The sequence below is a fragment of the Novosphingobium mississippiense genome (assembly GCF_044029535.1).
Classification (GTDB): domain Bacteria; phylum Pseudomonadota; class Alphaproteobacteria; order Sphingomonadales; family Sphingomonadaceae; genus Novosphingobium.
The window spans coordinates 340,295-364,737 of sequence record NZ_CP147001.1; the positions used below are offsets into that span (position 1 = coordinate 340,295).

The 24,443-nt window shown below is 67.0% G+C and carries 24 protein-coding genes; 14 read left to right on the top strand and 10 right to left on the bottom strand.

Annotated features, from left to right (window positions below; all coding sequences use genetic code 11):
- Positions 1 to 293 precede the first annotated feature (293 nt).
- From WBP06_RS01545 to WBP06_RS01555, 3 genes are all read left to right on the top strand, one after another.
- On the top strand, positions 294 to 1,046 hold the full coding sequence (locus WBP06_RS01545; protein ID WP_395331170.1) for an EipA family protein: 753 nt from the start codon (positions 294 to 296) through the stop codon (positions 1,044 to 1,046).
- Positions 1,047 to 1,369: 323 nt separating this feature from the next.
- On the top strand, positions 1,370 to 2,548 hold the full coding sequence (locus WBP06_RS01550; RefSeq protein WP_395331172.1) for an aromatic amino acid transaminase: 1,179 nt from the start codon (positions 1,370 to 1,372) through the stop codon (positions 2,546 to 2,548).
- Between the two features lie 17 nt (positions 2,549 to 2,565).
- A complete protein-coding gene (locus tag WBP06_RS01555) occupies positions 2,566 to 3,099 on the top strand; it encodes a GNAT family N-acetyltransferase (RefSeq protein WP_395331174.1) in 534 nt (177 codons plus the stop codon).
- A 241-nt stretch (positions 3,100 to 3,340) separates the two neighbouring features.
- Here WBP06_RS01555 and WBP06_RS01560 read toward each other — a convergent pair whose 3' ends face one another.
- From WBP06_RS01560 to WBP06_RS01585, 6 genes are all read right to left on the bottom strand, one after another.
- Positions 3,341 to 3,958, bottom strand: a complete 618-nt coding sequence (locus WBP06_RS01560) for a riboflavin synthase (protein WP_395331176.1) — start codon at positions 3,956 to 3,958, stop codon at positions 3,341 to 3,343.
- Between the two features lie 3 nt (positions 3,959 to 3,961).
- Complete coding sequence (gene ribD / locus WBP06_RS01565) at positions 3,962 to 4,933, bottom strand: bifunctional diaminohydroxyphosphoribosylaminopyrimidine deaminase/5-amino-6-(5-phosphoribosylamino)uracil reductase RibD (protein WP_395331178.1); 972 nt, start codon at positions 4,931 to 4,933, stop codon at positions 3,962 to 3,964.
- On the bottom strand, positions 4,930 to 5,457 hold the full coding sequence (locus tag WBP06_RS01570) for a hypothetical protein (RefSeq protein WP_395331180.1): 528 nt from the start codon (positions 5,455 to 5,457) through the stop codon (positions 4,930 to 4,932). Before WBP06_RS01570 ends, ribD begins: the two co-directional genes overlap by 4 nt.
- Before the next feature lie 220 nt (positions 5,458 to 5,677).
- Positions 5,678 to 6,403, bottom strand: coding sequence for a M48 family metallopeptidase (locus WBP06_RS01575; protein WP_395331181.1), 726 nt, complete (start codon positions 6,401 to 6,403; stop codon positions 5,678 to 5,680).
- 2 nt (positions 6,404 to 6,405) lie between these two features.
- Positions 6,406 to 6,909 (bottom strand): YcgN family cysteine cluster protein, encoded by a 504-nt coding sequence (locus tag WBP06_RS01580; protein ID WP_395331184.1) that lies wholly within the window; start codon positions 6,907 to 6,909, stop codon positions 6,406 to 6,408.
- Between the two features lie 19 nt (positions 6,910 to 6,928).
- The gene (locus WBP06_RS01585) at positions 6,929 to 7,552 is read right to left on the bottom strand and encodes an SCO family protein (RefSeq protein WP_395331186.1); all 624 of its coding nucleotides are present in this window, start codon (positions 7,550 to 7,552) and stop codon (positions 6,929 to 6,931) included.
- A gap of 132 nt (positions 7,553 to 7,684) precedes the next feature.
- Here WBP06_RS01585 and WBP06_RS01590 point away from each other — a divergent pair, with 132 nt between their 5' ends.
- From WBP06_RS01590 to WBP06_RS01615, 6 genes are all read left to right on the top strand, one after another.
- The gene (locus WBP06_RS01590) at positions 7,685 to 8,326 is read left to right on the top strand and encodes an ankyrin repeat domain-containing protein (protein ID WP_395331188.1); all 642 of its coding nucleotides are present in this window, start codon (positions 7,685 to 7,687) and stop codon (positions 8,324 to 8,326) included.
- A gap of 29 nt (positions 8,327 to 8,355) precedes the next feature.
- Positions 8,356 to 9,036, top strand: coding sequence for a COQ9 family protein (locus tag WBP06_RS01595; RefSeq protein ID WP_395331190.1), 681 nt, complete (start codon positions 8,356 to 8,358; stop codon positions 9,034 to 9,036).
- Positions 9,037 to 9,052: 16 nt separating this feature from the next.
- On the top strand, positions 9,053 to 9,889 hold the full coding sequence (fdhD, locus tag WBP06_RS01600; protein WP_395331192.1) for a formate dehydrogenase accessory sulfurtransferase FdhD: 837 nt from the start codon (positions 9,053 to 9,055) through the stop codon (positions 9,887 to 9,889).
- A 93-nt stretch (positions 9,890 to 9,982) separates the two neighbouring features.
- Entirely contained in the window at positions 9,983 to 11,209 is a 1,227-nt protein-coding gene (locus WBP06_RS01605) for a toxic anion resistance protein (RefSeq protein WP_395331194.1), read from the top strand.
- Between the two features lie 33 nt (positions 11,210 to 11,242).
- A complete protein-coding gene (locus tag WBP06_RS01610; RefSeq protein WP_395331196.1) occupies positions 11,243 to 11,968 on the top strand; it encodes a hypothetical protein in 726 nt (241 codons plus the stop codon).
- A 71-nt stretch (positions 11,969 to 12,039) separates the two neighbouring features.
- Positions 12,040 to 12,429, top strand: coding sequence for an EthD domain-containing protein (locus tag WBP06_RS01615; protein WP_395331198.1), 390 nt, complete (start codon positions 12,040 to 12,042; stop codon positions 12,427 to 12,429).
- A 217-nt stretch (positions 12,430 to 12,646) separates the two neighbouring features.
- Here the strand turns inward: WBP06_RS01615 and WBP06_RS01620 are convergent, their stop codons facing one another.
- Entirely contained in the window at positions 12,647 to 13,438 is a 792-nt protein-coding gene (locus WBP06_RS01620; RefSeq protein WP_395331201.1) for an SDR family NAD(P)-dependent oxidoreductase, read from the bottom strand.
- A gap of 197 nt (positions 13,439 to 13,635) precedes the next feature.
- Between WBP06_RS01620 and WBP06_RS01625 the strand changes: the two genes are divergently transcribed.
- From WBP06_RS01625 to WBP06_RS01640, 4 genes are read left to right on the top strand one after another with little or no spacing between them, the layout of a single operon-like run.
- Positions 13,636 to 14,349 (top strand): CoxG family protein, encoded by a 714-nt coding sequence (locus WBP06_RS01625; protein WP_395331203.1) that lies wholly within the window; start codon positions 13,636 to 13,638, stop codon positions 14,347 to 14,349.
- The gene (locus WBP06_RS01630) at positions 14,346 to 15,215 is read left to right on the top strand and encodes an FAD binding domain-containing protein (RefSeq protein ID WP_395331205.1); all 870 of its coding nucleotides are present in this window, start codon (positions 14,346 to 14,348) and stop codon (positions 15,213 to 15,215) included. The genes WBP06_RS01625 and WBP06_RS01630 overlap by 4 nt, the downstream gene beginning before the upstream one ends.
- Positions 15,212 to 15,703: a (2Fe-2S)-binding protein gene (locus WBP06_RS01635; RefSeq protein ID WP_395331207.1), complete on the top strand. Its 492-nt coding sequence runs from the start codon at positions 15,212 to 15,214 to the stop codon at positions 15,701 to 15,703. The genes WBP06_RS01630 and WBP06_RS01635 overlap by 4 nt, the downstream gene beginning before the upstream one ends.
- Positions 15,700 to 18,420, top strand: coding sequence for a xanthine dehydrogenase family protein molybdopterin-binding subunit (locus WBP06_RS01640; RefSeq protein ID WP_395331209.1), 2,721 nt, complete (start codon positions 15,700 to 15,702; stop codon positions 18,418 to 18,420). Before WBP06_RS01635 ends, WBP06_RS01640 begins: the two co-directional genes overlap by 4 nt.
- A 323-nt stretch (positions 18,421 to 18,743) precedes the next feature.
- Here the strand turns inward: WBP06_RS01640 and WBP06_RS01645 are convergent, their stop codons facing one another.
- Together WBP06_RS01645 and corA are read right to left on the bottom strand one after the other, a co-directional pair.
- Entirely contained in the window at positions 18,744 to 19,562 is an 819-nt protein-coding gene (locus WBP06_RS01645) for a ferredoxin--NADP reductase (RefSeq protein WP_395331211.1), read from the bottom strand.
- A gap of 602 nt (positions 19,563 to 20,164) precedes the next feature.
- Complete coding sequence (corA, locus tag WBP06_RS01650) at positions 20,165 to 21,130, bottom strand: magnesium/cobalt transporter CorA (protein ID WP_395331213.1); 966 nt, start codon at positions 21,128 to 21,130, stop codon at positions 20,165 to 20,167.
- Positions 21,131 to 21,307: 177 nt separating this feature from the next.
- Between corA and WBP06_RS01655 the strand changes: the two genes are divergently transcribed.
- Complete coding sequence (locus WBP06_RS01655) at positions 21,308 to 21,655, top strand: hypothetical protein (protein WP_395331215.1); 348 nt, start codon at positions 21,308 to 21,310, stop codon at positions 21,653 to 21,655.
- Positions 21,656 to 21,838: 183 nt separating this feature from the next.
- On the opposite strand, the gene mprF is transcribed toward WBP06_RS01655, so the two are convergent.
- The gene (gene mprF, locus WBP06_RS01660; protein WP_395331217.1) at positions 21,839 to 24,433 is read right to left on the bottom strand and encodes a bifunctional lysylphosphatidylglycerol flippase/synthetase MprF; all 2,595 of its coding nucleotides are present in this window, start codon (positions 24,431 to 24,433) and stop codon (positions 21,839 to 21,841) included.
- Positions 24,434 to 24,443: the final 10 nt, after the last annotated feature.

A 24,443-nucleotide genomic window follows, 5' to 3' on the forward strand; every position in this document is an offset into this window, starting at 1 on the left:
AGGGGATTTCGGTCGGGCAAGGGGGGCTTTCGCCGTATTTGCGCATTTCCCGAAATGCTTGGCCAAATGCCTGTGGACTGTTTGCGATGCCGGATTGTTTCCGCGCGCTTGAGCGCCGATTCGGTCTGCCGTGATTTGGACTCGCCCTGCCGCCCGTTCATTGCAGGGTCAGGCGGGGTGGATTCTCTAGTGAGCTGCCGCAATGCGCCGCCCCCCGGCGCCTGCGTGCCGGGTTCGCACTATTCAGGGGAGCGAGGGAAATGCCAGTCAAAACGCCAGCAGAAGGACGCCGGATGCGCGTTGCCGTGGGAATCGCCATGATGGTGGCGGGGCTCGCCGCGCCGCTCGGCTCGGCCATGGCGCAAGTGACCACGGTCGATCCCGACGCCGCGATCGATTCCGACATCGGCACGCCGCCGACCACCTATTCGCAGACGCAGCAGGTGCCCGAACAGACGCCGGTGGAACCGCAGGGCAACGGCATGCCGGTGGATCAGGGCCGCACCGCGCCCGCTGTGCCGGCCACTGCACCGGTCACTGCGCCGGCGCCGGCCAGCAGTGCGGACACCTATCACCAGGATGACCTGATCGGCGCCGCCGAAGGCGTGTTCGGCAAGGGCGCCAAGGGTCTTGCCGGGCTGATCGAGGATCTGCTGAAGAAGCAGGGAGAGCCCAACGGCTATATCGTCGGCCGTGAGGCGGGCGGCGCCTTGGCCGTGGGCCTGCGTTACGGTTCGGGCACGCTCTATCACAAGGTGGAGGGCGAACAGCCGGTCTACTGGACCGGCCCGTCGCTGGGCTTCGACGCCGGGGCCAACGCGGGCAATGCCTTCGTGCTGGTCTACAACCTCTATGACAGCGAAGACCTTTACCACCGCTTCGGCGCGGGCGAGGGGCAGGCCTATCTCGTGGGTGGCTTCACCGTCAGCTATCTGCGCCGTGGCAACGTGGTGCTGATCCCGGTCCGCGCCGGTGCCGGCCTGCGCCTGGGCGCGAACATCGGCTACATGAAGTTCTCGCACAAGCAGAACTGGCTGCCGTTCTAAGGAAGTAGCGGATTCGTCCGTAAGTCCGATGGTGGCGATTTCTCGCCGATTCTTAGCATCGTCGCCCCCGCGCAGGCGGGGGCCCCGCTTTCTTCTTCAGCCTCTCACCATGGCGCCAGAAAAGCGGGATCCCCGCCTGCGCGGGGATGACGGGATTTGGTTGTACGCGCTTTCGGGTCGGCGAGGCACGCCATTGGCGCGCCAAGAAAATTGCTCGATCGCAGGCAATTCGTGACGGCTTCGCCACTGCGATCGCATCATCTCGCAATTCCCTGCCAATCCCGGTTGCGCGTCGAAGCAGCCCGGAGTAAGGCCCGCCCGCCATGCTTACGAACCTTCAGCAACAGCCCGCCGACGCGCTTCTTGCGCTGATCAAGCTCCACAACGACGATCCGCGCGCGGACAAGATCGACCTTGGTGTCGGCGTGTACCGCACCGGTGAGGGCGACACTCCGGTGTTCCGCTCGATCAAGGCCGCAGAGGCCAAGCTCGTCGCCGAGCAGGATTCGAAAGCCTACCTCGGGCCAGAGGGCGACATGGGCTTCGTCGAAGCGCTGATGCCCTACGTCTTCGGCAAGGCCGACCCCAGCATGGGCGGCCGCATCGAAGGCATGCAGACCCCCGGCGGCACCGGTTCGCTGCGCCTCGCGCTCGCCATGGTGAAGCGCGCGGGTTACCACCGCATCATCGTCGGCGTCCCCAGCTGGCCCAACCACGCCCAGATCTGCGCCGACCTCGGCCTTGAAGTCGTTGAATTCAACCACGCCCTCGCTTCGGGCAACACCGACATGGACGCGCTGCGCGGCGCCATCGCCAATGCCCGGGAAGGCGACGCCATCCTGCTGCACGGCTGCTGCCACAACCCCACCGGCATCGATTACAGCAATGCAGAGTGGGACGAGATTGCCGGCCTGATCGCCGCATCGAAGATCCTGCCCATCCTCGACCTCGCCTATCAGGGCCTGGGCAAGGGCATGGAAGAAGACGCCTATGGCCTGCGCCGCGTGCTCGCTGCCGTGCCGGAAGCGCTGATCTGCTATTCGTGCGACAAGAACTTCGGCCTCTATCGTGACCGCGTCGGCGCGCTCTATGCGATGGTTGCCGATCCGGCCGACCTCGCCAAGGTCATGTCGAACGGCCACAACCTGGCCCGCGCCAACTGGTCGCAGCCGCCAGACCACGGCGGCGCCGCTGTCCGCCTTGTCCTTGAGGACGAGAAGCTGACCGCCGACTGGCTGGCCGAACTGGACGAGATGCGTGACCGCATGCGCGAAGTGCGCGCCAAGCTGGCCGAGGCCGGCACTGCCGGTTCGGCCGACCTGACGCCGATGGGCAGCCAGAACGGCCTGTTCTCGATCGTGCCGCTGAACAAGGACCAGGTCCTTGCCATGCGCACCAAGCACGGCGTTTACATGGCAGGGTCTGGCCGCATCAACGTGGCGGGCCTGACGATGGGCAACATCGACAAGTTCATCGCCGCCGTTGCGGACGTGACGGCTTAAGCCGTGGCCAAGTGCCGATGAACAGACAGCCGGTCCTCGAAGGGGACCGGCTGGTCCTCCGTCCCCTTCGCGCAGACGATTGGGACGCGCTTTTCGCGGTCGCTTCGGACCGTGAGATCTGGGCGGTTCATCCCGCCCACGATCGCTGGCAGGAACCGGTGTTCCGCCGCTTCTTCGCCGACGCCATCGCGGGCGGCGGTGCATTCGCCATCGTCGACAAGCAGAGCGGGGCCGTGATCGGCTCCAGCCGCTATGGCCCGCTTGAGGGCGACGAGATCGAGATCGGCTGGACTTTCCTTGCCCGCAGCTATTGGGGTGGCGGCTTCAACGCCGAGATGAAGCGCCTGATGCTGGCCCACGCGCTTGCGCATTTCGATCGCGTGGTCTTCATGGTTGGCGCGGATAATGTGATTTCCCGCAAAGCCATGGGGCATATCGGCGGGCGTTTGACCGATCGCACCTTCCAGCGGGAAATGTGCGGCGTGATCGTGCCGCATGTGCTGTTCGAGATTACGAGCGAGAGTTTCGCGACGGGGCCTTTGGCGGCTTAGTTCACGCGGAGGCGCAGAGAAGTCGCGTCTTCCGCCTCGGCAGCACTCACAACGCGGCCCGCACCCTAAAACTCCGTCATCCCCGCGAAGGCGGGGATCCCGCTTATCTTGGCGGGCGTGGCAGAAGGAAGCGGGGCCCCCGCCTTCGCGGGGGCGACGAGGTTGATGGTGCAAGGATAGTGGCGGTTTGAGCGCATCGGTGCGGTCGAGCGCTGCTCCTCCACCGTCCGCGCGAACCCGATCAACCGCGCAGCGACTGCATCCGTTGCAGATAGCGTGCCAGCACATCGATCTCCAGATTCACCCCGTCGCCGGCCTTCAGCGCGCCGATGGTCGTCACTTCGGCGGTGTGCGGGATGATGTTGAGCATGAAGTGGCAAGTGCCGTCGCTCTGGTCCGCCACGTCGTTCACGGTCAGCGAAACGCCGTCCATGGTGATCGAGCCCTTGGGCGCGAGATAGGGCGCCAGTTCCGCCGGGGCGGCGATCACGAAGCGCAGCGAATCGCCTTCGGGGGTCACGCTGACCACGGTGCCGACGCCGTCGACATGGCCGGTGACGATGTGCCCGCCCAGTTCGTCGCCCAGCTTCAGCGCCTGCTCCAGATTGAGCGGCGTCCCTTCGGCCCAGCGGCCGGCGACGGTGCGGGAGACCGATTCGGCCGAAATCTGCACCGCGAACCACGCGTCGCCCGGCACGCCGCCCTTGTCGACGACGGTAAGGCACACGCCCGAACACGCGATCGAGGCGCCCATGGCGATCCCGGTCGGGTCCCAGGGGCAGGTGATGACGGCACGCAGGTCGCCCGACTGGCGCGCTTCGCGGATTTCGCCGACGGCGGTGACTATTCCGGTGAACATGGCTTATTTCCCGTTGGAATTTGGGGCCTCGTAGACTTCGAGCGTGTCGCTGCCAAGCTGGCGCCGTTCGGTCAGCGACCAGCGGCCGTGAGCGTCGGCAAGGCGGGCAAGCCCGTAATCGCCCAAGGCGGGGCGACCGCCGACCAGGATCGGCGCGCGATAGAGCAGGAGGCGATCGACCAGCCCGGCGGCAAGGAAAGCCGTTGCCGTGACTGCGCCGCCTTCGACGAAGAGGTGTTGCACGCCCTCCATCGTGGCGATGGCCTGGGGCGAGGGGAGCGCGCGCCAGCCCTCGGGCGCTTCGCCGCGCGTCAGCACCCAGCGGTCCGGGCTGCGCTCGGCAAGGCCCGGCAGGCGCACGTCGAGGCGCGGATTGTCCGCGCGCAAGGTGCCGCCGCCCACAAGAATGGCGTCCGCTTTCGCCCGCATGGCATGGGTATGGGCGCGGGCTTCGGCACCGGTGATCCACTGGCTTTCGCCGTTCGCCATGGCCATGCAGCCGTCGAGCGAGAGCGCCAGCTTCAGCGTCACTTCGGGACGGCCGAGGCGCTTGGAGATCAGGTAGCCGGAAAGGCTGCGCGCGCAGGCGGGGGAGGGCAGGTATTCCGCCGCAATCCCGGCTTCGCGGACGCGGGTAAGGCCGGCTCCGGAGGTGCGCGGATCGGGGTCCATGCAGCCGATCACCACGCGTTCGACGCCCGACGCGCTGACCAGATCGGCACAGGCCGGGCCGCGCTGCGATCGGTGTGCGCAGGGTTCCAGCGTGACGTAGAGCGTGGCCCCGCGCGCCGCTTCGCCCGCCAGCGCCAGCGCCACGGCTTCGGCATGGGGGCGGCCGCCGGGCCGGGTCCAGCCGCGTGCGATCACTTTGCCGTGCTTCACCAGAATAGCGCCGACGCCGGGATTCGGGCGGCTAAGCGGACGTGCCCGCGCGGCCAGCGCCGCCGCTGCTGCCAGCCAGCGGGCGTCGCTCACTGTTGCTGTTGGGCCTGAGCTTGCGGGGAAGCCTTGGCGGAGGCGGCCTGCTCGTCATACTTCGGCATCGTCACGCCTTCGGGCAGCTTCGGCGCGCCGATGCGCTTGGCCTCGGCGGCCTTGCGGGCGGCTTCGTCGGCCTCTGCCTCACGCGCGATCTTGTCCACGTCCATGCCGGAATAGCGGCCGATCACCTTGTACATCTCGCGCACGTCCTTGTCGCGGCGGGCGAGTTCGGCGGCCCAGGCTTCCTTGCGCTGCTGGTTCGCAAGGTTGGAGTCCATGATCTCCTGATCGCTGCGGTGTTCGGGCAGCACGGTGATCCACGTCACCTTGGGTGGCAGATGCGGGCCCTTGGCCTCCTGATTTACCATCAGGTAGAACACGCCGAATGTACAGGCGGCCGAAACCGCGGCGATGCGCCAGCGGTTGTGCCCGGCCTGCTTCCACACCGCGCGGAAATCCGCGATCATGCCGACGGGATTGACGTCTTTCCAGTAACCGGTGCGCTTTAGTAGACCCATGCCGCGCTATGTAGGCGTTAATGGTGTGTTTGAAAATCCGCCACGGACGGATTTTAGCGGCGCCGGCCCGCTCCCCCACGCGACCACCCGTCAGGATACACTCGTGGGAGGTCGGCCCCCTCAGCGAAAAGATCCCCCGGACCTTTTCGTGTTCTTCGGGACCTGAGCGGGCTGGTGCCGCAAGCCAGTCACGGATGTGACGGGCGCATCAAACAAATCGCTACCCGAACGGTACGTAGAGGCTTCGACCGTTCTCTTTCAGCCAGCGGTTGGCGGAAGGCACGCTGCCTTCGAAGATTTTCGCCAGAAAGGCGTGAAACGCGGGCGAGTGATCGAAGTGGACGAGGTGTGCCACTTCATGTGCCACCACCGATCGTCGCACCGAATCGGGGGCCATGATCAGCCGCCAGTTGATGCGGATCGAACCGTCTGCCGCGCAGGAGCCCCAGCGCCGATTGGCACTCGACAGGCCTAACCCCGGCACCGCTTGTCCCGCCACGGCGCAGTAATGTTCCAGATCGTCCGTCAGCAACGTGCGTGCCTCGGTCTCCAGCCAGCGCTTCAATCGCGTAGGCAGCGAGGATTCGGGGCCGCCCAGCAGCAGTTCGCCATCGTCCGGCACCGGCTTGCGCGGGTAGGAGGCGTCATGCCGCACCACCAGCGTTTCGCCCCGGAAGGCCAGCGTCATGCCGTCCGCCAGCGGCTGCGCGGCGGGCAGCGCCTCGATCTGGATCGCCAGCCATGATTGCTTGGCGCGCGCGAAGGCAAGGGCGTCCTCGGTCCGTGTCCAGCGCGGGACAGAGATGCGGATCTCGCTGCCGTCCGGCGCCAGCCGCATCGTCATGCGCCGGGCATGGGCCAGGCGGCGGATCATCACGGGCACTTGCCGCCCGGCGATTTCCACAACCGGGTCTTCATCGGGAGCGCGGCGCAGCCAGTCCAGCACGCCTATTCGCTCTCCCGGTCCCAGGGGGCGGGCCCTTCGGCCTCGATCTCCCAATCCTCCATCTCATCCTCGCCATAAGGCCAGACGATATGGTTTTCGAGCGGTCCGGCCACCGTCTCGCTGATCGCCTTGCCGGCGACGGACATGCCCGCCTCATGCACGGCATTGCGATCGCCGGAGATCAAATAGTGCCATTCGGGCAGCGGATCGCCGTCCGCGCGCAGGCGATAGGCGCAGCTGGGTGGCAGCCACGAAAGGTTGCCGGCCGTTTCCGGCGTCAGCTTCAGGCAATCGGGCACGAACTTGCGGCGGTTGGGATAGTCGCTGCACTGCGCCGTCTTCAGGTTCAGCAGCTTGCAGGCGACATTGGTGTGGTAGATCTCGCCGGTGTCGGCATCTTCCACCTTGTGCAGGCAGCACTGACCGCAACCGTCGCAGAGGGCTTCCCACTCCGTACGGTTCAGGGTGTGGAGCGGCCGCTCCCAGAAGGGCCGTTCTTTGGACATCAGGGTATCGATTCTACGCTCAGCTCACCCATTTGGCGAGTTCTGCGGCCACCGCCTCCGGCCCCTTGTCCACCGGAAGCATCGCGATCGGCTCCCCATCCGGGTCCATCAGGAAGGCGATGCGGCTGTGATCCATCAGATAGCCGCCGGGCGTCGCCTCACCCTTCTTGTAATAGACCGCGAAGGCATCGGCGGCCTGCTTCACCTGCGCGGCGCTGCCGGTCAGGCCCAGCAGGCGCGGGCCGAAGGCGGCGGTCCACTGGCCGACGATTTCCGGCGTGTCACGCGCGGGGTCGATGGTGATGAAGATCGGCTGCACCTTTTCGGCCGCCTTGGTGTGCTCCTTCTCGAACAGCGAGAAGCCGCGCATCATCGCCTGAACGTCCATCGGGCAGGCATCGGGACAGAAAGTGTAGCCGAAGTAGACGATGCGCCACTGGCCCTTGAACGAATCCCAGGTGTGCGGCTTTCCGGCCTTGTCCACCAGGGTGAAGGGCCCGCCGATCTCCGCCCCTTCCAGCGGCGGCGCCTCTCCGCCGGACTTGCCGCAGGAGGCGAGCGGGATCGAGCAGGCCAGCGCAATTGCGGCGAGTGCAAACGGGCGGCGGAACTTGGCAAGGTAGGTCATGGCGCCGCGCTTCATGCTCTGCTAGAGCCGCGCGTGCAAGGGTGCGATTTACACGGCGCATCGGGGCAGGCGTCGGAGACGGACGGGCCGCCCGGATGGCGCCGAAGGCCCAGTAATGACGATCAGCGTCTGGAAGGAAATTCAAACGTGTCGAAGACGATCTCCGGGAACGCCAGCAGGTTTTCGCGCCGGATCCTCGCGTCGGGTCTGGCCGCACTGGCGGCCGGCATGACGATCGCGTCGCCCGCCTATGCCGACTATTCCGAAGGCTACAAGTTCCTCGAATCGGTCAAGAAGAAGGAAGGCGACAAGGTCGAGAAGGCGTTGATGGACAACAGCCAGATCGTCAACGCGAAGGATGTGACGACGGGTGAGACCGCGCTGATGATCGTCACCCAGCGTCGCGATGCCACCTGGCTGAACTTCCTGATCGGCAAGGGCGCCAACGTCAATCTGGCCGACGATCACGGCCGCACGCCGCTGCAGATGGCGGTCAGCCTGGGCTGGCGCGATGGCCTGCTGATCCTGCTGGACGCCAAGGCCAATACCGACGTTTCCAACGATGCCGGCGAAACCCCGCTGATCTTCGCCGTCCACCGCAAGGACGTGGACATGGTAAAGGCGCTGCTTCAGGCAGGCGCCAATGCCGACCGCGCGGACAATTCCGGCCGCAGCGCGCGTGACTATGCCAATACCGAAGGCGGCAAGGGCAGCCAATTGGCGCAGACCGTGGAGACCTACGGCGTGAAGGGCGGCAAGGCCAAGGCCGTCTACGGGCCGGTAATGTAAGACAGCGGCAGCTGCGGAAGGTATCAGAGATGGAAGAGCCCCAGACGTTGGAAGCGCTGCGTCGCCAGCTTGCCCCCGCCATCGCGGAGGCGGCCACGTTCGACGGGTGGAGCCCCAAGGCCGTGGCGGAAGCCGCGCGCCTTGCCGGCGTCGACCCGGAGCTTGCCAGCTATGCCTTCCGCGCCGATTCCGCGCACGGCGCCCAGATGGCGATGATCGAGGCGTGGATCGCCCATGTCGATGCCGAAATGGCGCGCACCACCCCGGCCGCCTCGCTGGTCGGCCTGCCGATCCGGGAGCGGATTCGCCGGCTTGTCATGGCCCGGCTGGATGCCGTGGCCGGGCGGGAGGAAGCGCTGAGCCGCGCGCTGGCGGTGATGGCGATGCCGCGCAACGTGCTGGCTGCCACCCGGCTTGGCTGGCGCAGCGCCGATGCGATGTGGCGGCTGGCCGGCGATACGGCCACCGATTACAACCATTATACCAAGCGTGCGACGCTGGGCGCGATCTATGCCGCCACGCTGAAGGTCTTCGCCGCCGATACCAGCGAGGATGCGACCGGCCCCAAGGCCGAGACCCGCGCCTTCCTGGACCGCCGGATCGAAGGGATCATGCGGTTCGAGAAGACCAAGGCCCAGCTTTTCCGCCCGCGGGAAGAGCGGATCAGCCTGGTCCGGCTGATGGGCCGCCTGCGCTACCCCGCGCGCTGATTGCAGGATCGCCGTCATGGACGGTGCACAGACCATCCGGCTCCGCCGCAACAGCTATCGCATCGGGACCGAAGACACCGAACGCTTCGTCATCCCGGTCGAAGCTCCGATCGCCATCGAGACCAACGGCATCGCCTATGCCGTGATGATGGGCACCCCCATCGAGATCGAGGATTTCGTCACCGGTTTCCTGCTGGCGGAAGGGCTGGCAGGGGGGGGCGAGATCGGCGAAGTGGCGGTCCATTGGGTCGAGAACGGCGAATGGGGAACGGGCTGCGTCGCCCGCGTGAACCTGCCGCCCGAACGCCTTTCGCTGATCGTCGAACGCGCGCGCCGGCGCACGGGAGACAGTTCCTGCGGAATCTGCGGGATCGAGGGGGTGGAGGCCGCCTTGCGCCCGCTGCCACCGCTCTCGCGCCGAAGCGCGGCCGGGCCCGAGGCGATCCGGCGCGGCCTCGATGCGCTGGATGCCATGCAGCGATTGGGCCGTGAAACCCGCGCCACCCACGCGGCCGCGTTCTGCAGCGAGGAAGGCGACTTGCTGGCGATCCGCGAGGACGTGGGCCGCCACAACGCGCTCGACAAGCTGGTGGGCGCGCTGGTCCGTGGCGGCATCGATCCGGCGCAGGGCTTCGTCGTCATGACCTCGCGCTGTTCCTACGAACTGGTCGAGAAGACCGTGCGCGCGGGGATTCCGCTGCTGGTGACGATTTCCGCCCCCACCGACCTTGCCGTGCGCCGCGCCCGGGCGGCGGGGCTTTCGCTTTGCGTCGTGGCGCGCGACGATGCCATGTTGGTGATCGGCGATACCCAGCCTTCCGACGAAGGGGCCACGCCGCTCGTCGAACCGTAGGGCGGTCGTTTCCTGTTTTGCTTGTAGTTTTTCCGGCCCGACCTAGATTCGTGCCGGACGACTACATTTCTTGCAGGACGGGGATTTTCTTAGATGGCTACCACGACGGATCAGGCGGCGAATGCCGTTGGGGCGGGCGAACTGAAGCTGACGCCTCCCGATCCGGTGCCGGTGGTGCAGCCTGAAAAGGCCGCCGGCCTCGTGCCGGTGGGGGACGAGCAGCGGTCCAAGCTGCAGGTCCGCGTCGATGAATTCGTGAACGATCTGGTCTCGCAGGATTCCAACTCGCCCGAATTCGGCCGCCGCGTCGACCAGATCACCAACATGGGCCGCAAGGAAATTGCCGAGGCTTCGGGCCAGTCCAACCGCTTTCTCGATCGGCCGGTGCGCGCGATGGACAAGGATGCCGGCGTCGGTGCCGACCTTGCCGAACTGCGCCGCACGGTGGAAGACCTTGATCCCTCGACCAAGGGCGACCTGCTTTCGCGCCGCAAGATCTTCGGGATCATCCCGATGGGCAACAAGCTGCGCAACTACTTCGACAGCTATTCAAGCGCGCAGGGCCACATCAGCGCGATCCTGGCCCGGCTGCAGGGCGGCAAGGACGAACTGCTGATGGACAATGCCGCCATCGATGTGGAGCGCCAGAACCTCTGGGCGGCGATGGGCAAACTTGAACAGATGATCTTCATGTCGAAGGCGCTGGACGAGACGCTGGAGCAGAAGGCCAACGATCTTGACCATACCGACCCCGCCAAGGCCAAGGCCCTGCGCGAATCGGCGCTGTTCTACGTGCGCCAGCGCACGCAGGACCTGCTGACGCAGATGGCAGTTTCGGTGCAGGGCTATCTCGCGCTCGATCTGGTGAAGAAGAACAACGTCGAACTGATCAAGGGCGTCGATCGCGCTTCCACCACCACGGTGGGCGCGCTGCGTACCGCGGTCACGGTGGCGCAGGCGATGGCCAACCAGAAGCTGGTGCTGGACCAGATCACCGCGCTCAACACCACCACGGCGAAGATCATCGACGGCACCGGCCAGATGCTGAAGGACAACACCGCGCGCATCCACCAGCAGGCGGCGAACTCCACGATTCCCTTGGAAACGCTCAGCCGCGCGTTCCAGAACATCTACGACACGATGGATTCGATCGACACCTTCAAGATGCAGGCGCTCGATTCGATGAAGCAGACGGTGCAGTCGCTGGAGGGAGAGGTCACCAAGTCCAAGGCCTATATCGCCCGCGCGCAAGGGCAGGCCGAGGGCGCGGCGCTGGGGGACGGCAAGGCCGCCAAGGCGCTGCTGGAGGCGCTGGACTGAGCCTGATAGACTAGAGCCATGTCGGACCCGATCATGAAAGGCCCCACCTCGCGCGCGGTATCGACGCGCAGCACCGTCAATCAGGAGATCATCCGCGCCGCCCGCCGCCAGCGTGCCGCGCGGCTCTACACCGCGCGCCGCGAACGCTGGGCGTTCCGCTGGCGCCGCCTGCGCCGGGCATTCCTGGCCGTGGCGGGCATCTTCATCGTGGCGCTGACCGCCGGGCTGATCCTGGGCGGGCTATCGTTTGCGACCACGGTGCTGACCACGCTGCTGGCCTTCGCGGTGTTCTGCGTGCTGTCGATCTACCCGTCGAGCCCGCGCCTCAACGCCGGCGATCTGGGCAGCGCCACGCTGCCGGAACTGGCCGGATCGACCGAGATCTGGCTGGAAAGCCGCCGCCGCGCACTGCCCAGCGCAGCCGTGGACGCGGTGGACATGATCGGCGTGCGCCTGGAACAGATCGCCCCGCAGCTGGCCTCGCTGCCGGAAAACGGCCCCGCCGCGCATGAGGTGCGCAAGCTGCTGTCCGAACATCTGCCCTCGCTGGTGGACAGCTACACGCGCATCCCGGCGGAACTGCGCAACAAGCCCCATGCCGGCGGCACCACGCCGTCCGAGCAGCTGCTTGAAGGGCTGGACGTGATCGCGGGACAGATCGAGGCGATGAGCCTGGACCTTTCGCGCAACGATCTGGACGCGCTGGCCACGCGCGGCCGCTTCCTCGAAGCCAAGTACATCGATTCGCGCGACGAGTAATCGCCATCGCTCCGGCGGTTGGGGCGGGCAGCAGCGGGGTGTTACCGCTGCCCTCAACCGGGAGAGAAGGCATGGCGGGTACGGTGTTCAAGATTCTGCTGTTCATGAAGCGTCGGCCCGACCTGACGCCGGAACAGTTTCGCGACTACTACGAAACCCGCCATGCGCCTCTGGCGGAACGCTATTCGCAGGGGCTGTCGCGCTATGTGCGGCGCTATCTGGAACCACAGGTCCATCCCGAGACGGGGGCGTTCACCGATGGGCCGGACGTGATCACCGAACTCTGGTTCGCGGATGAAGCGACCTTTCGCGGCACTTTGCGCTACATGACCACCAGCCTGATGCCCGAGGAAATCGTGGCGGATGAGGCCAACCTGTTCGATCGCACCTCGTTCCGGATCGCCACGGTGGTGGAGTGCGAGAGCGATTTGAAGGGGTTAGGGGCCGAGCGGGCAGGCTAGAAGCGGCTGAGCTCAGCGCCAACCCTACTAAGGGGCGATCCGAACACGACCTGCCCCCATAAACCTCGTCATCCCCGCGAAGGCGGGGATCCCGCTTCCTTAATCCATGCGCGGACATTGCAAAGAAAAGCGGGGCCCCCGCCTGCGCGGGGGCGACGGAGTGTCTTGGGAGAGGGGAGATTTGGCCGGAGAGAGAGTTGCTCTCTCCGGGCCTGGTTCAAAACCCCAAGCGCCCCAGAATCCCGCCGTCCACCGGAATGTCGCACCCGCTGACATAGGAAGCGCCGGGCGAGCAGAGGAATTCCGCCACCGAGGCGATCTCGTCGCCATGGCCCAGGCGGCCGGCCGGGGTCATCCCGATCATCTGGCGCATCTGTTCGCTTTCCTGCTGCTCGGCGCGGCTCATCGGGGTGTCGATGAAGCCTGGCGCGATCGAGCAGATGCGCAGGCCGCGCGCGCCATAGGCTGCCGCCTCGCGGCCGACCAGCGCGATCACCGCGCGCTTGGAAAGGGTGTAGCCCATGCCCGGATTGACGGCGAAGCGCTCCACATCGGCATGGCCCTTGCCAGCCACCATGTCACGCACGGCGGCGACCATCGCCGGGTCGGTCAGCAGGTATCCTGACATCGACGAGATCAGCACCGCGCAGCCGCCTTCCTCGAAGCGGGGCAGTAGCGCGGCGACCAGCCGCTCGGTGGCGAAATAGTTGACCTCAAGGATGCGCAGCGGATCAGCCATCGTCGGCGAGAGCCCCGCCGTGTGCACCAGTGCATGGAGCGGCGCATCGCCCAGCGCGGCGATCAGGTCCTGCGGGAACGAGGGGGCGGAAATGTCGCCCGCCAGCGTGGCCACTTGCGCTCCATCGGCGCGCAGTTCCGCCGCGAAGGCCTCCAGCTTTTCGGCGCTGACGTCGCACAGCAGCAGCGGGCGGCCCTGCGCGGCAAAGCGCTTCGCGGTGGGAATGCCCATGCCGCCGGCGGCTCCGGTAACGATGACGGTTGCGCTCATGCCTCTCCTCCTGCCTCGGTTTTCCGGGCTTCGGGCGAGAGTGGTAGTGGCAGCGCGGGGGGATCGCCACCGAGGCGGCGCAGTCATCGCCCCGGGGAATAAGATACAGCAACGCTCATAAGTCTTGCGCGCGGCGGGAAGATCGCGTTCAATCCGCCACCGACAGAAGAACACGGCCGAGCGGGGGAGAGCGCGGGATGCAGATGACGGGCGAGCAGCAGGTTGCAGCGCCGCGCCAGCGCGTGTGGGAAGCGCTGAACGATCCGGCCGTGCTCGCACAGTGCATTCCGGGCTGCCAGTCGCTCGAACGCGATGGCGACAACCGCTTCGTGGCGGCGGCGGAAGTGAAGATCGGCCCCATCGGCGCGCGGTTCAAGGGCGCGGTGGAACTGTCCGATCTGGACGCGCCGAACGGCTACACGATCACCGGATCGGGCAACGGGGGCGTTGCCGGAACGGCGAAAGGCGGCGCGAAAGTACGTTTGAGCGATGCAGCGGGCGGGGGCACGCTGATCGCTTACGAGGTCGATGCGGAAGTCGGCGGGCGCATGGCCCAGCTCGGGGGACCGATCATCGATGCCACTGCGAAGAACCTGGCCGGCAAGTTCTTCGCAAAGTTCGGCGATGTGGTTGCTTCCGGGGGGAAGGCAAGCATGTCGACCGGACAAGGGGCGACGGCACCGGTCGCGGCGGTCGGGGGACCTGCGGCCGGTGCCGTTCCTGTTTCCATTTCTACAGGGGCGGCACCCGGCGGCCTGTGGGGCTGGGTGGCGGCGCTGATCCTGGCGGTGGTGGCCGGTTTCCTGCTGGGCGCGGCGCATCTGCGGACCGAGATGCTGGTGGTGCTGGTTTTGCTGATCGTCACCGCTGCGGCCGCGTTCGAGGCCGGACGGCGGGGAGGGCGGCGATGAAGCCCGCACCTTTCGATTACGAGCGGCCCGGCACGGTGGCGGACGCCTGCCGCATCCTGTCCGAAGCGGGTGGCGGGGCCACGGTGATCGCCGGTGGTCAGACGCTGATGCCGCTGTTGAACTTGCGGATGAGCCAGCCCTTCATCCTGGTCGATATCGGCCGGATCCCCGTCTTGCAGGGCGTCAGCCGTGTAGAGGGCGGCACCCGCGTCGGCCCGATGACGCGGCAGGCCGATGCGCTGGCCGACCCGGTGCTGGCGCGGCATCTGCCGGCGATGGTCACGGCGCTGGGCCATGTCGGCCACCACCAGACGCGCAACCGGGGCACCGTGGGCGGCTCCATCGCGCTGGGCGAGCCGGCGGCGGAAATGCCCGCGACTGCCGTGGCGCTGGGCGCGCGGTTGGAGATCGCCTCGGTGCGCGGCACCCGCATGGTCGAGGCGCCGGACTTCTACATCGGCCCTTACATGACCGCGCTGGAGCCGGACGAATTGCTGACCGGCATTACGTATCCCGATTGGCCGGAGGGGCATGTGGTGCTGTTCCGAGAGGTGGCGCAGCGGCCGGGCGACTTCGCGCTGGCCGGCATGGTCGGCGCCGCGGTGGTGGAGGGGGACACGGTGACCCGCGCGGGCCTCGCCTGGTTCGGCATGGGCCCCACGCCGATCCGGATGCGGCAGGCGGAAGCGGCGCTGACCGGCGCCTCACTGGCCGCACTCGATCCCAAGGCCATGGCCGAACTCGCGGTGGCGGACACCGCCCCGTTCGACGATCATCATGCCAGCGCCGAATACCGCCGCACCGTCGGTCGCCGCATTTTCGCGCGCTGCCTGCGGGAAGCGCTTGCCCTGAAGGAGGCGGCATGAGCGACCATGCGATCGACCTGACGCTCAACGGCCAGCACCGCGCCGCTACCGTGGAGGCGCGCACCAGCCTGGCCGATTACCTGCGGCTCGATGCAGGGTGCACCGGCGTGCACCTTGGTTGCGAACACGGTGTCTGCGGCGCCTGCACGGTGATGGTCGATGGCCGCGCGGTGCGATCCTGCCTTATGCTGGCGGTGCAGGCCGATGGCTGCAACGTGACCACGGTGGAGGGCCTTGCCGCGCCGGATGGCACATTTCACCCGGTCCAGCAGGCGATGCGGGAAGCGCACGGGCTGCAATGCGGGTTCTGCACCCCGGGCGTGCTGATGACTTTCGCGGCGCTGACCGGCGGTGAGGAAAGGGCGAGCGAGGATTCGCTGGTCTCGGTGATGAGCGGCCATATCTGCCGCTGCACCGGCTATCAGGGCATCCGCCGCGCCGCCAAGGCGCTGGCCGAGGGCACCGTGGGCGCGGGAGCGGCCGAATGAACGCGCCGAACTCCAACCTCGGCGCCACCCGCTGGATCGGCAAGCGCGTCCCTCGCAAGGAAGATCCGCGCCTGCTGACCGGGCGCGGCCAGTTCGTCGATGACGTATCGCTGCCGGGTATGCTCCACGTCGCCTTCGCGCGCAGTCCCATCGCGCGAGGGCGGATTGTCTCGATCGATACGCAAGCCGCGCGGGATATGCCCGGTGTCCACGCGGTGCTGACGATGGCGGACCTTGCCGCGCGGCCGATCAAGCTGCTCTCGTTCTTCTTTACCGAGGCGGAGATCCCGATCACCCCGCTGGCGGACGGCCACGTCTCCTACGCGGGCGAGCCGGTGGTCATGGTGGTCGCCGAAACCCGCGCGATGGCGGAAGACGCCGCCTCGCTGGTGGAGATCGACTACGCCGAACTCGACCCCGTCGTCACCATCGCCCAGGCCAAGGCCGCCGGCCCGATCCATCCCGGCATGGACAGCAATGTCGCGGCCGAGATCGGGGACGAGGAGATCGAGGACGAGCTGGAGGACAAGCTCGCCGCCTCCACGCTGCGCCTGTCACACCGGATCGTCCACCAGCGCATCTCGCAATCGCCGATGGAAACGCGCGGCGTCGTCGCCTCGCGCGATGGGCCGGAGGAGCTGACGCTCTGGATCACCTGCCAGAGCCCGCATCTGGTCGCCCGCTGGGTCAGCCTGGCGCTGGGCCTGCCCGATACCGCGATCCGGGTGATCGCCAAGGATGTGGGCGGCGCCTTCGGCCTGAAGAACCACCCGTGGAAGGAAGAGAGCGCGGTGATCGTTGCCGCGCTGCTGCTGGGCAAGCCGCTCAAGTGGATCGAGGACCGGTACGAGGCGCTTACCGCCTCCAACCAGGCGCGCGAGGCGGAGATGACCTTGCAGGCCGGGTTCGATGCCGAAGGGCGGCTGACCGGATCGCACGGCATCTATGACTGCAACAACGGCGCGTTTCCGCAGGGTGCGGATAGCAACATCGCCGTGCACATGTTCGTCTGGGCGGCCTATCGCGTGCCTGCCTACGCCTTCGTTTCGCGCGGCTGGTACACCAATACCAACGGCCTTGCCGCCTATCGCGGCCCCTGGGCGATGGAGTCGCTGGCGCGTGAGACCCTGCTGGACCGCGCGGCGCGGCAGCTGGGCATCGATCCGGTGGAAATCCGCCGGCGCAATCTGGTCTACCTGACCGACCAGCCGACCGTGACCGGCATGGGCATCCCACTGGATGACATCACGCCGGGCGAGTGCCTGGAAAAGCTGCTCGACCATTTCGACATGGCCGCGTTCCGGCGCGAGCAGATGGCGGCGCGGGCGCAGGGGCGCTATCTGGGCGTCGGCGTGGCATCCTATGTGGAGCCTACCGGATCGGCCGGTTCGATGGCGCCGATGACGGGCGAATTGGCGCAAGTGCGGATCGAGCCGACCGGCAAGGTCACGGCCACGCTCTCCACCCATTCGCAGGGCCACGGCACCGCGACGACGATGGCCCAGTGCATCGCCGATCGACTGGGCGTGCGCTACGAAGATGTCTCGGTGTTCGAGGGCGATTCCACGCGCGGCGGCTTCAGCCCGGGCGCGGCGGGCAGCCGGCAGGGCGTGATCGCGGGCGGCGCGGCGATCCGCTGCTCGGAAATGCTGGCAGACAAGGTGCGCGCGCTCGCCGCGCACTTGCTCAACGCCAATGTGGAGAGCGTCGTCATCGATGATGGCATGGTCCGCGTGGAAGGCGCGCCGGAAATGGCTCGCCCGCTCGCGGAGATTGCCGCGATTGCCTATGGCGAGCCGGACCGCTTGCCGGCCGGGTTCGAAAGCGGGCTGGAAATGCAGTTCCGCTACCAGCCGCCGCCGATGACTTTCACCAGCGCCACGCATCTGGCCGTGGTGGACGTGGATGCGGAGACCGGCTTCGTGAAGATCTTGCGCTGGATTTCGTCCGAGGACTGCGGGACGGTGATCAATCCCGCGGTGGTGGAAGGGCAGATTTCCGGCGGGTTGGCGCAGGCGATCGGCATGATCCTGCTGGAAGAGATGCCCTACGACGCGCGCGGCAATCCGCAGGCGGCGACGTTCAAGGACTACATGCTGCCCTCCATCAGCGATGTGCCGACATTCGAATTCGTCCATGCCAACACCCCGTCGAAGACGATCGGCGGGATGCGCGGCGTGGGCGAGGGCGGGGCGATCATCGGGCCGCCGACTCTGGTGAACGCCATAGCCGATGCCCTCTCACCCTTCGGCGAACTGGGCGACGTGGTCCTGCCGCTGACCCCGGCGCGCATCCTTGACGTGATCGAACAGCGCGACGTTTCGGGCGTGCACGCGCCGGAGCCGGTGCGGGCCGAACCGGCCGCGCCAGCGCCGGTGGTGGCGGAGCCGGAGCCGGTTGCGGAGGCACCCGCGTCCTCGGCGGGGCCGGAGGGAGACTGGAACATGGTGCTGAAGACGCCGATGGGGCCGCAGGCGATGCTGGCGCACTTCGACGTCTCGGCCGGAGTGCTCAGCGGCTATCTCTCCGCGCCGGAGGGACGGCAGGACTTCGCCGGCGGAACCGTGGAGGGCAATCGGCTGAAGTTTGACCTCAAGGTCGAGAAGCCGATGAAGATCACGCTGAAGTACGATCTGGAAATCAGCGGCGATGCCATCACCGGCAAGTGCAAAATGGGGATGTTCGGCTCCGCCAAGGTGACCGGCGAGCGGGCTTAGCGGCGCCATCCGCTGCCTTAGGGGGCGCCTCCCGAAACGACTTCGCCACACCCCCTCGTCATCCCCGCGAAGGCGGGGATCCCGCTTGTTCTTTTTTAAAGCACGCAGAGACGCGGAGACGCAGAGGTGTCAGACTCGGCGCGATATCTCTGCGTCTCCGCGTGAATCTCAAGAAAGCGGGGCCCCCGCCTTCGCGGGGGCGACGGAATGTTTGGGTTAGACGTAGGGCGGGGCGGCAGCGAAAGGCTCCGCTCCCCCTCATCAGGCAAAGAAAAAGGGGCGCATCGCTGCGCCCCTTTCCTTGTCTTTGAAACCGCTGCCGATCAGTCGACGAAAGCGCGTTCGATCACGAAGTCGCCCGGCTTGTTGTTCGAACCTTCCTCGAAGCCCATGGCTTCCAGGCTGTGTTCGAACTCGCGGATCATCGCCATCGAACCGCAGAGCATGATGCGGTCGTTCTCGGGATCGAGCTTGGCCGGGCCGCGCAGTTGCGGGATGAACAGGCGGCCGTCCTCGATCATGGTGCCGATGCGGCCCTGCGTGTGGAAATCCTCACGCGTGACGGTGGGCAGGTAGTGGAACTGCAGCAGCGCCTCGTCGGCGATCAGCGGATCGTCGGCCAGCTGGCTTTCCAGTTCGGTGCGGAAGGCCAGATCGCTGACGCGGCGGACCGAGTGGACCAGCAGGATCTGCTCGAAACGCTCATAGATGTCCGGATCGCGGGCCAGGCTGAGGAACGGCGCCAGGCCGGTGCCGGTCGAGAACAGGAACAGACGCTTGCCCGGGCGCAGCGCGTCGGCGACGAGCGTGCCCACCGGCTTGCGGCCGAGGTAGATCTGGTCGCCCGGCTGGATCTTCTGCAGGCGCGAGGTCAGCGGACCGTCCGGCACCTTGATCGATAGGAATTCCAGTTCTTCGGCATAGGCGGGGCTGGCGATCGAATAGGCGCGCAGCAGCGGCTTGCCGTTGTCGCCCGGCAGGCCGATCATGATGAACTCGCCCGAACGGAAACGGAAGGTGGACGGGCGGGTGATCTTGAAGCTGAAGAGGTGGTCGTTCCAGTGATGGACCGACAGCACTTCCTCAACCGTCAGTGCGCCGGTGGGGGTCAGGGTCGCCGTATCGGCGGCGCTATCGCTCATTACTATCGAATCCTTCGGAAAAAATGCTGTGTCCGGGTAATACTGTCGGCGGCGGTCTTCTTGGGGCGGCTGACCCTGTACTACAGGGCGTGAAGTCGCCGCGCGAACCGTCTGGTTCGCAGGCCGAACAGGATCGCCTCGTCCTCGCCAATGATGCGCCCATCCATCGGCGTGAGTCGAAACCGTTCGCGCGAATGACCTGTCATTAGCGGCATGGCAAGGCGAAAATGGCCGCGCCCCGGGGCGCCTTGGCGGGGTGGAACCTTTGGGAATGCACGGATTGCCTGCCCATTCGGCGCACGTGCGCGCCGGCCACGCTGCGTCGCAGGCCGAAAACGCCCCAAACTGCGCGGGTTTGCCGCGGTTGTCGCCGCGAATGGATGCATGGTTCACTCCTTGGTCTTGCGGGTTGTAGCTAATGATAACCAATTGCAATAATGGAGTGAGGATTTCTAACAGCGGGGCAAGCTGGGGTTTTTGGCCGGCGGAAAGGGTCTCACCGGGGTGGAACCAGTCCGGCTTTGGGGTGTTTTTTCAGGGTGTCCCCTGATGGCTCCGGGTGGGTCGGTCCGCCCGGAGCCATTTCATGCGCTGCCAATCGCTTAAAGCCACTTTGTATGGCGGAACCAGGCGTAGAGCCCGCTGCACAGCACCAGGATCACGCCCATCACGATGAAGTAGCCGTAACGGGCGTGCAGTTCGGGCATATTCTCGAAATTCATGCCGTAGATGCCGGCGATCGCCGTGGGCACGGCCAGGATTGCCGCCCAGGAGGCAAGCTGGCGGGTGATCTCGCTCTGGCGCTGCGATTCCAGCAGGTGGCTGACTTCGAAGACCGAGGTGAGCACTTCGCGCAAGTTCGCCACCATCGATTCCACGCGCCGCACATGGTCGAACACGTCGCTGAAATAGGGCTTCACCGCCGCGTCCAGGAACGGCATGTCCAGGTGGACCAGCTTGCTGCATACTTCGCCCATCGGCCCCAGCACGCGCTGGAAGCGGATCAGTTCGCGGCGCAGCGCGAAGAGGCGCATGACCTGCTCGCGATCGAGGAAGGCGTCCAGCGCCTGCCGCTCGATCTCCAGCACTTCCTCCTCGATGGTCTCGACGATCGGCAGATAGCCGTCGACGATGAAGTCGAGGATCGCGTGCAGCACATAGTCCACCCCGTGCTGCAGCAGCGTCGGCGCCGCCTCCAGCTGCGCACGCAGCGAGGTATGCGCGCGCGCCGAGCCGTGGCGGACCGAAATCACGTGATGCTCGCCCACGAACATCGAGGTTTCGCCGTAGACGATCGTGTCGTCCTCAAGATGCGCGGTGCGGGCGACGACGAAAAGCTGGTCGCCGTAAACGTCCACCTTGGGCAACTGGTGCGCCTTTAGCGCGTCCTCCACCGCCAGCGGGTGCAGGCCGTAGGTCTTCTGGACCGAGCGGAGTTCGGCCTCGGTCGGTTCGTAGAGGCCGATCCACACGAAGTCTCCGTCCTGCCGCATCGGCGGGCAGCTTTCGAGCGAGACGGACTCGGCCGAGCGGCCGTTGTGGTAGAGCTGGGCGGCAATGACGGTCATTCGTGGTCCGGTGCGTGGGGTTTTGCGGGGCGACACTAGCGGCAGGTCGCGGTGGGGGACAACCGCCGGCGCGGCGGGTGGAGTGGAGAAGTCCTTTGCCCTGGCACAGGCCGGCGAAGATGCCGTTTGCCACCGCCTTCGTTCGCCTCTAGCCCGGCGCGACAGGAGAGGGGGCTCATGACGATCTATCAGCTGATTTTCATTCCTTTTGCGCTGGCTTCCATCGGTTTGAGCGGGTGGGCCATCGTTGCGATCGTCAGGTCGAAGACACTGCGGTGGAAGCCGGCGTGGATCGTCGGCAGCCTGCTGGGAACCGGCGGCTTGGGCATCAACTGGTCGCAGCCAGATGACATCATATTGCTGCTGGGGCTGATGGTTCCGCCGTTGATGGTGTTCAAGGTGCTGCCGCTTGGTCCCGTGCTGGCCAAGGCAGGCTTTCCCGTCATCGCCATGATTGCCCTGGGTAAAGTGCATATGCCATCGGGCACGTCTGGCCGCTCTCCGGATGAATGGACCGCAGAGTAGCTTCTCCGTTCCCTCAACCCGTCATCCCCGCGAAGGCGGCGATCCCGCTTCTCTTGCGGGTGGACGTGAGGTTGCCGGAAGCGGGGCCCCCGCCTTCGCGGGGGCGACGGGGGTTGGGTTGGGGAGCTTGCTCCCAAGAGGCCGCTCGATCCGTTTCGGGGTTTCAGCGCGCAGGGTTTAGGCTCACGAAGCCGTCTTCCGCTGCCCCCCACGCAGCCGGCCCACGCTACGCCCGTCGCCGATCAGCGCTTGCAGGTCCAGCAGGGCGCGGCCGGTCGCCACGCCGCCGCTGCAGGCGATGAAGCGGGGTTCCCACACGGGTGCGAACTTCTCCTTGTAGTTGCGTAGCCCCTCGAAGCCGTAGAACGCGGCGCCGTGGCGGAACAGCATGCCGGCGGCGCGGGCCCAGGTCGGGGCGAGGCGGCGGGCCTCGATGCCGGAGAGCGGGGCCAGGCCGAGGTTGAACCAGGCGTATCCTTCCTGGCGGCCCCACAGCATCAGGCGCGTGAACAGGAAGTCCATGCAGCCATAGGGCACTTCGGCGCGGTGGCGCATCAGGTCCACCGAAAGTTCCTCGCGACCCGCGGTTTTCCAGAGGTTGGCGAAAGCGACGATCGCGCCTTCGCGGCGGACCACGGCGATATCGCAGCGGGCGATATAGGCTTCGTCGAAACGACCGACGCTGAAGGCTTTCTCACGCTGGCCCTTGGCGTGGAGCCATTCGTCGGAGACCAGCCGCAATTCGCCCATGATCGCCGGTACGCGCGCGGCGGGGACGATGGCGAATTCCGCGCCCTCCCGCTCGGCGCGGCGCATGGCGTGGCGCAAGGGGCGGGCGGCGGGGCCGTCCAGCGAGAAGCTGGCGAGGTCCACGCGCGCTTCTTCTCCGTACTTCATCAGTTGCAGGCCCATGTCGATGGCGATGGGCAGCACGGCCGGCGTCACCTGATAGAGCAGCACGCGGCCCTGGTTGGCGTCCGCCCGTTCGCGCAGGCGCCAGAGCAGTTCGGGCCAGTCGGCAGGCTCGCCCACCGGATCGCCCATCACGATCCACGAATGGCCGCGCACCTGGTACATCAGCAGGCTGCGGTTGTCCGGCCCGGCCAGGAACAGCTTGTCCCCCGTCAACGCCAGCATCGATTCGGAGCGGACGGCGTGGGTCAGCGCCTCGTCCACGTCCACCGGCGCCTCATCGGGGCGCGCGCAGTGGCTGGAGGGGCGCAGCAGGGCCAGCACCACGAAGGCGCCGGTTGCCACCGCCGTCGCGAAACTGGCGCGCATGTAGCGCGAGGCGTCGCCGGACCAGGCGAACTTCCACCACAGGCTGTCGCGATAGGCCGGGAATGTCTGCGTGAAGTAGCCGATCACGATCACCAGCGTGATCGTTGCCACCATGGCCAGGATCCAGTTGGCGCTCATCACGTCGGTGGTCAGCGCGGTACGCCGCCAGAAGCCCTTGCGCGCCAGTTGCAGCACTCCGGCGACGGCGAGCAGGGTCAGCGCCTCCTCATAGTCCAGCCCTTTGATCAGCGAGAATACCGCACCCGCCACCAGCAGCGCGCGGGTCAGCAGGAAAGCGGCGTCCAGCCGGCGATAGAGCGCCGGGGCCAAGACCAAGAGCAGGGTGCCGACAAGGCTGGCGGCGATCTGGCTGGCTTCGACGAAGGGCAGCGGCACCAGCCCGCGGATCGCCGCCATGCGTTCGGGCAGCGCCGGCGTCGCGCCCGAGAGCAGCAGCACGCCGCCACCCAGGAACACCAGAAGGGCGATGACGCGCGGGGCCAGCGCAGTCAGCATCGTCTCACCCGCTTTCAGCGCAAGGCCCGCGGGGCGCTTCCAGCGGGCGTGCTCGTGATGCAGCAGCAGCACCAGCGCGACTGCAAGCGGCAGCAGGTAATAGATGATGCGATAGACCAGCAGCGCCGAAAGCAACATGCCCGGCGGCACTTGCGGGCAGAGCGCCACCACCGTCGCCTCGAACACGCCAAGGCCGCCGGGCACATGGCTGACCAGTGCGACGACGATGGCCAGGACATAGGCCAGCAGCAGCGGCGCATAGAGCGCGGGCGCGGCCTGAGACACTACGGGCGGCAGCAGCACGAACAGCGCGGCGCAGGCGGCGCCGATATCGGCCAGCGCCACCATGGTCATGCGCGCCATGCCGGCGGGGCCGGGCAGGTGCCAGCGCTTCCCGGCCAGCGCCACCGCCGCCAGCAGCGCCAGCAGGCCGGCGCCGACGCTGTGCTGCATCGACAGCGGCAGGACGTGGCCCGCCACCACCAGCGGCCGTTGATGGACCAGCAGCGCCAATGCGCCGGATGCCAGCACCCCGGTCCAGAACGTCACCCCGGCGATTGCGGTCACCCGTGCCACGTCTCCCGCGGTCAGGCCGCGCGCGCCATAGACGCGCAGCCGCGCGGCGGCGCCGGTGATGATGCCGAAGCCCAGATTGTGGCTGAGGGTATAGCTGGTGAAGGAGGCGAGCGCCGCGCTGCGCCACGGCAGCGGCTTGCCGATCGCGCGCAGGGCCATCACGTCGTAGATCGTCAGCAGCAGATAGCTGGCCGCCGTGAAGCCCAGCGCCGCCGCCAGCCGCCAGGCGGGCAGGGCCTGCGCATCATGCAGCACCGCATGAAGGTTCAGCCGGGTTGCCATGTGATGCAGGCAGATCCCCGCCAGCAGCAGCACCATCGCCGCCAGCGCCAGTTGCGCGGGAACCGCCAGCCGGTGGGCCAGCGGTTTCAGCTGCGTCAGGCGTTTCTGCATCGGCGTCGTCACGGTAGTCGCA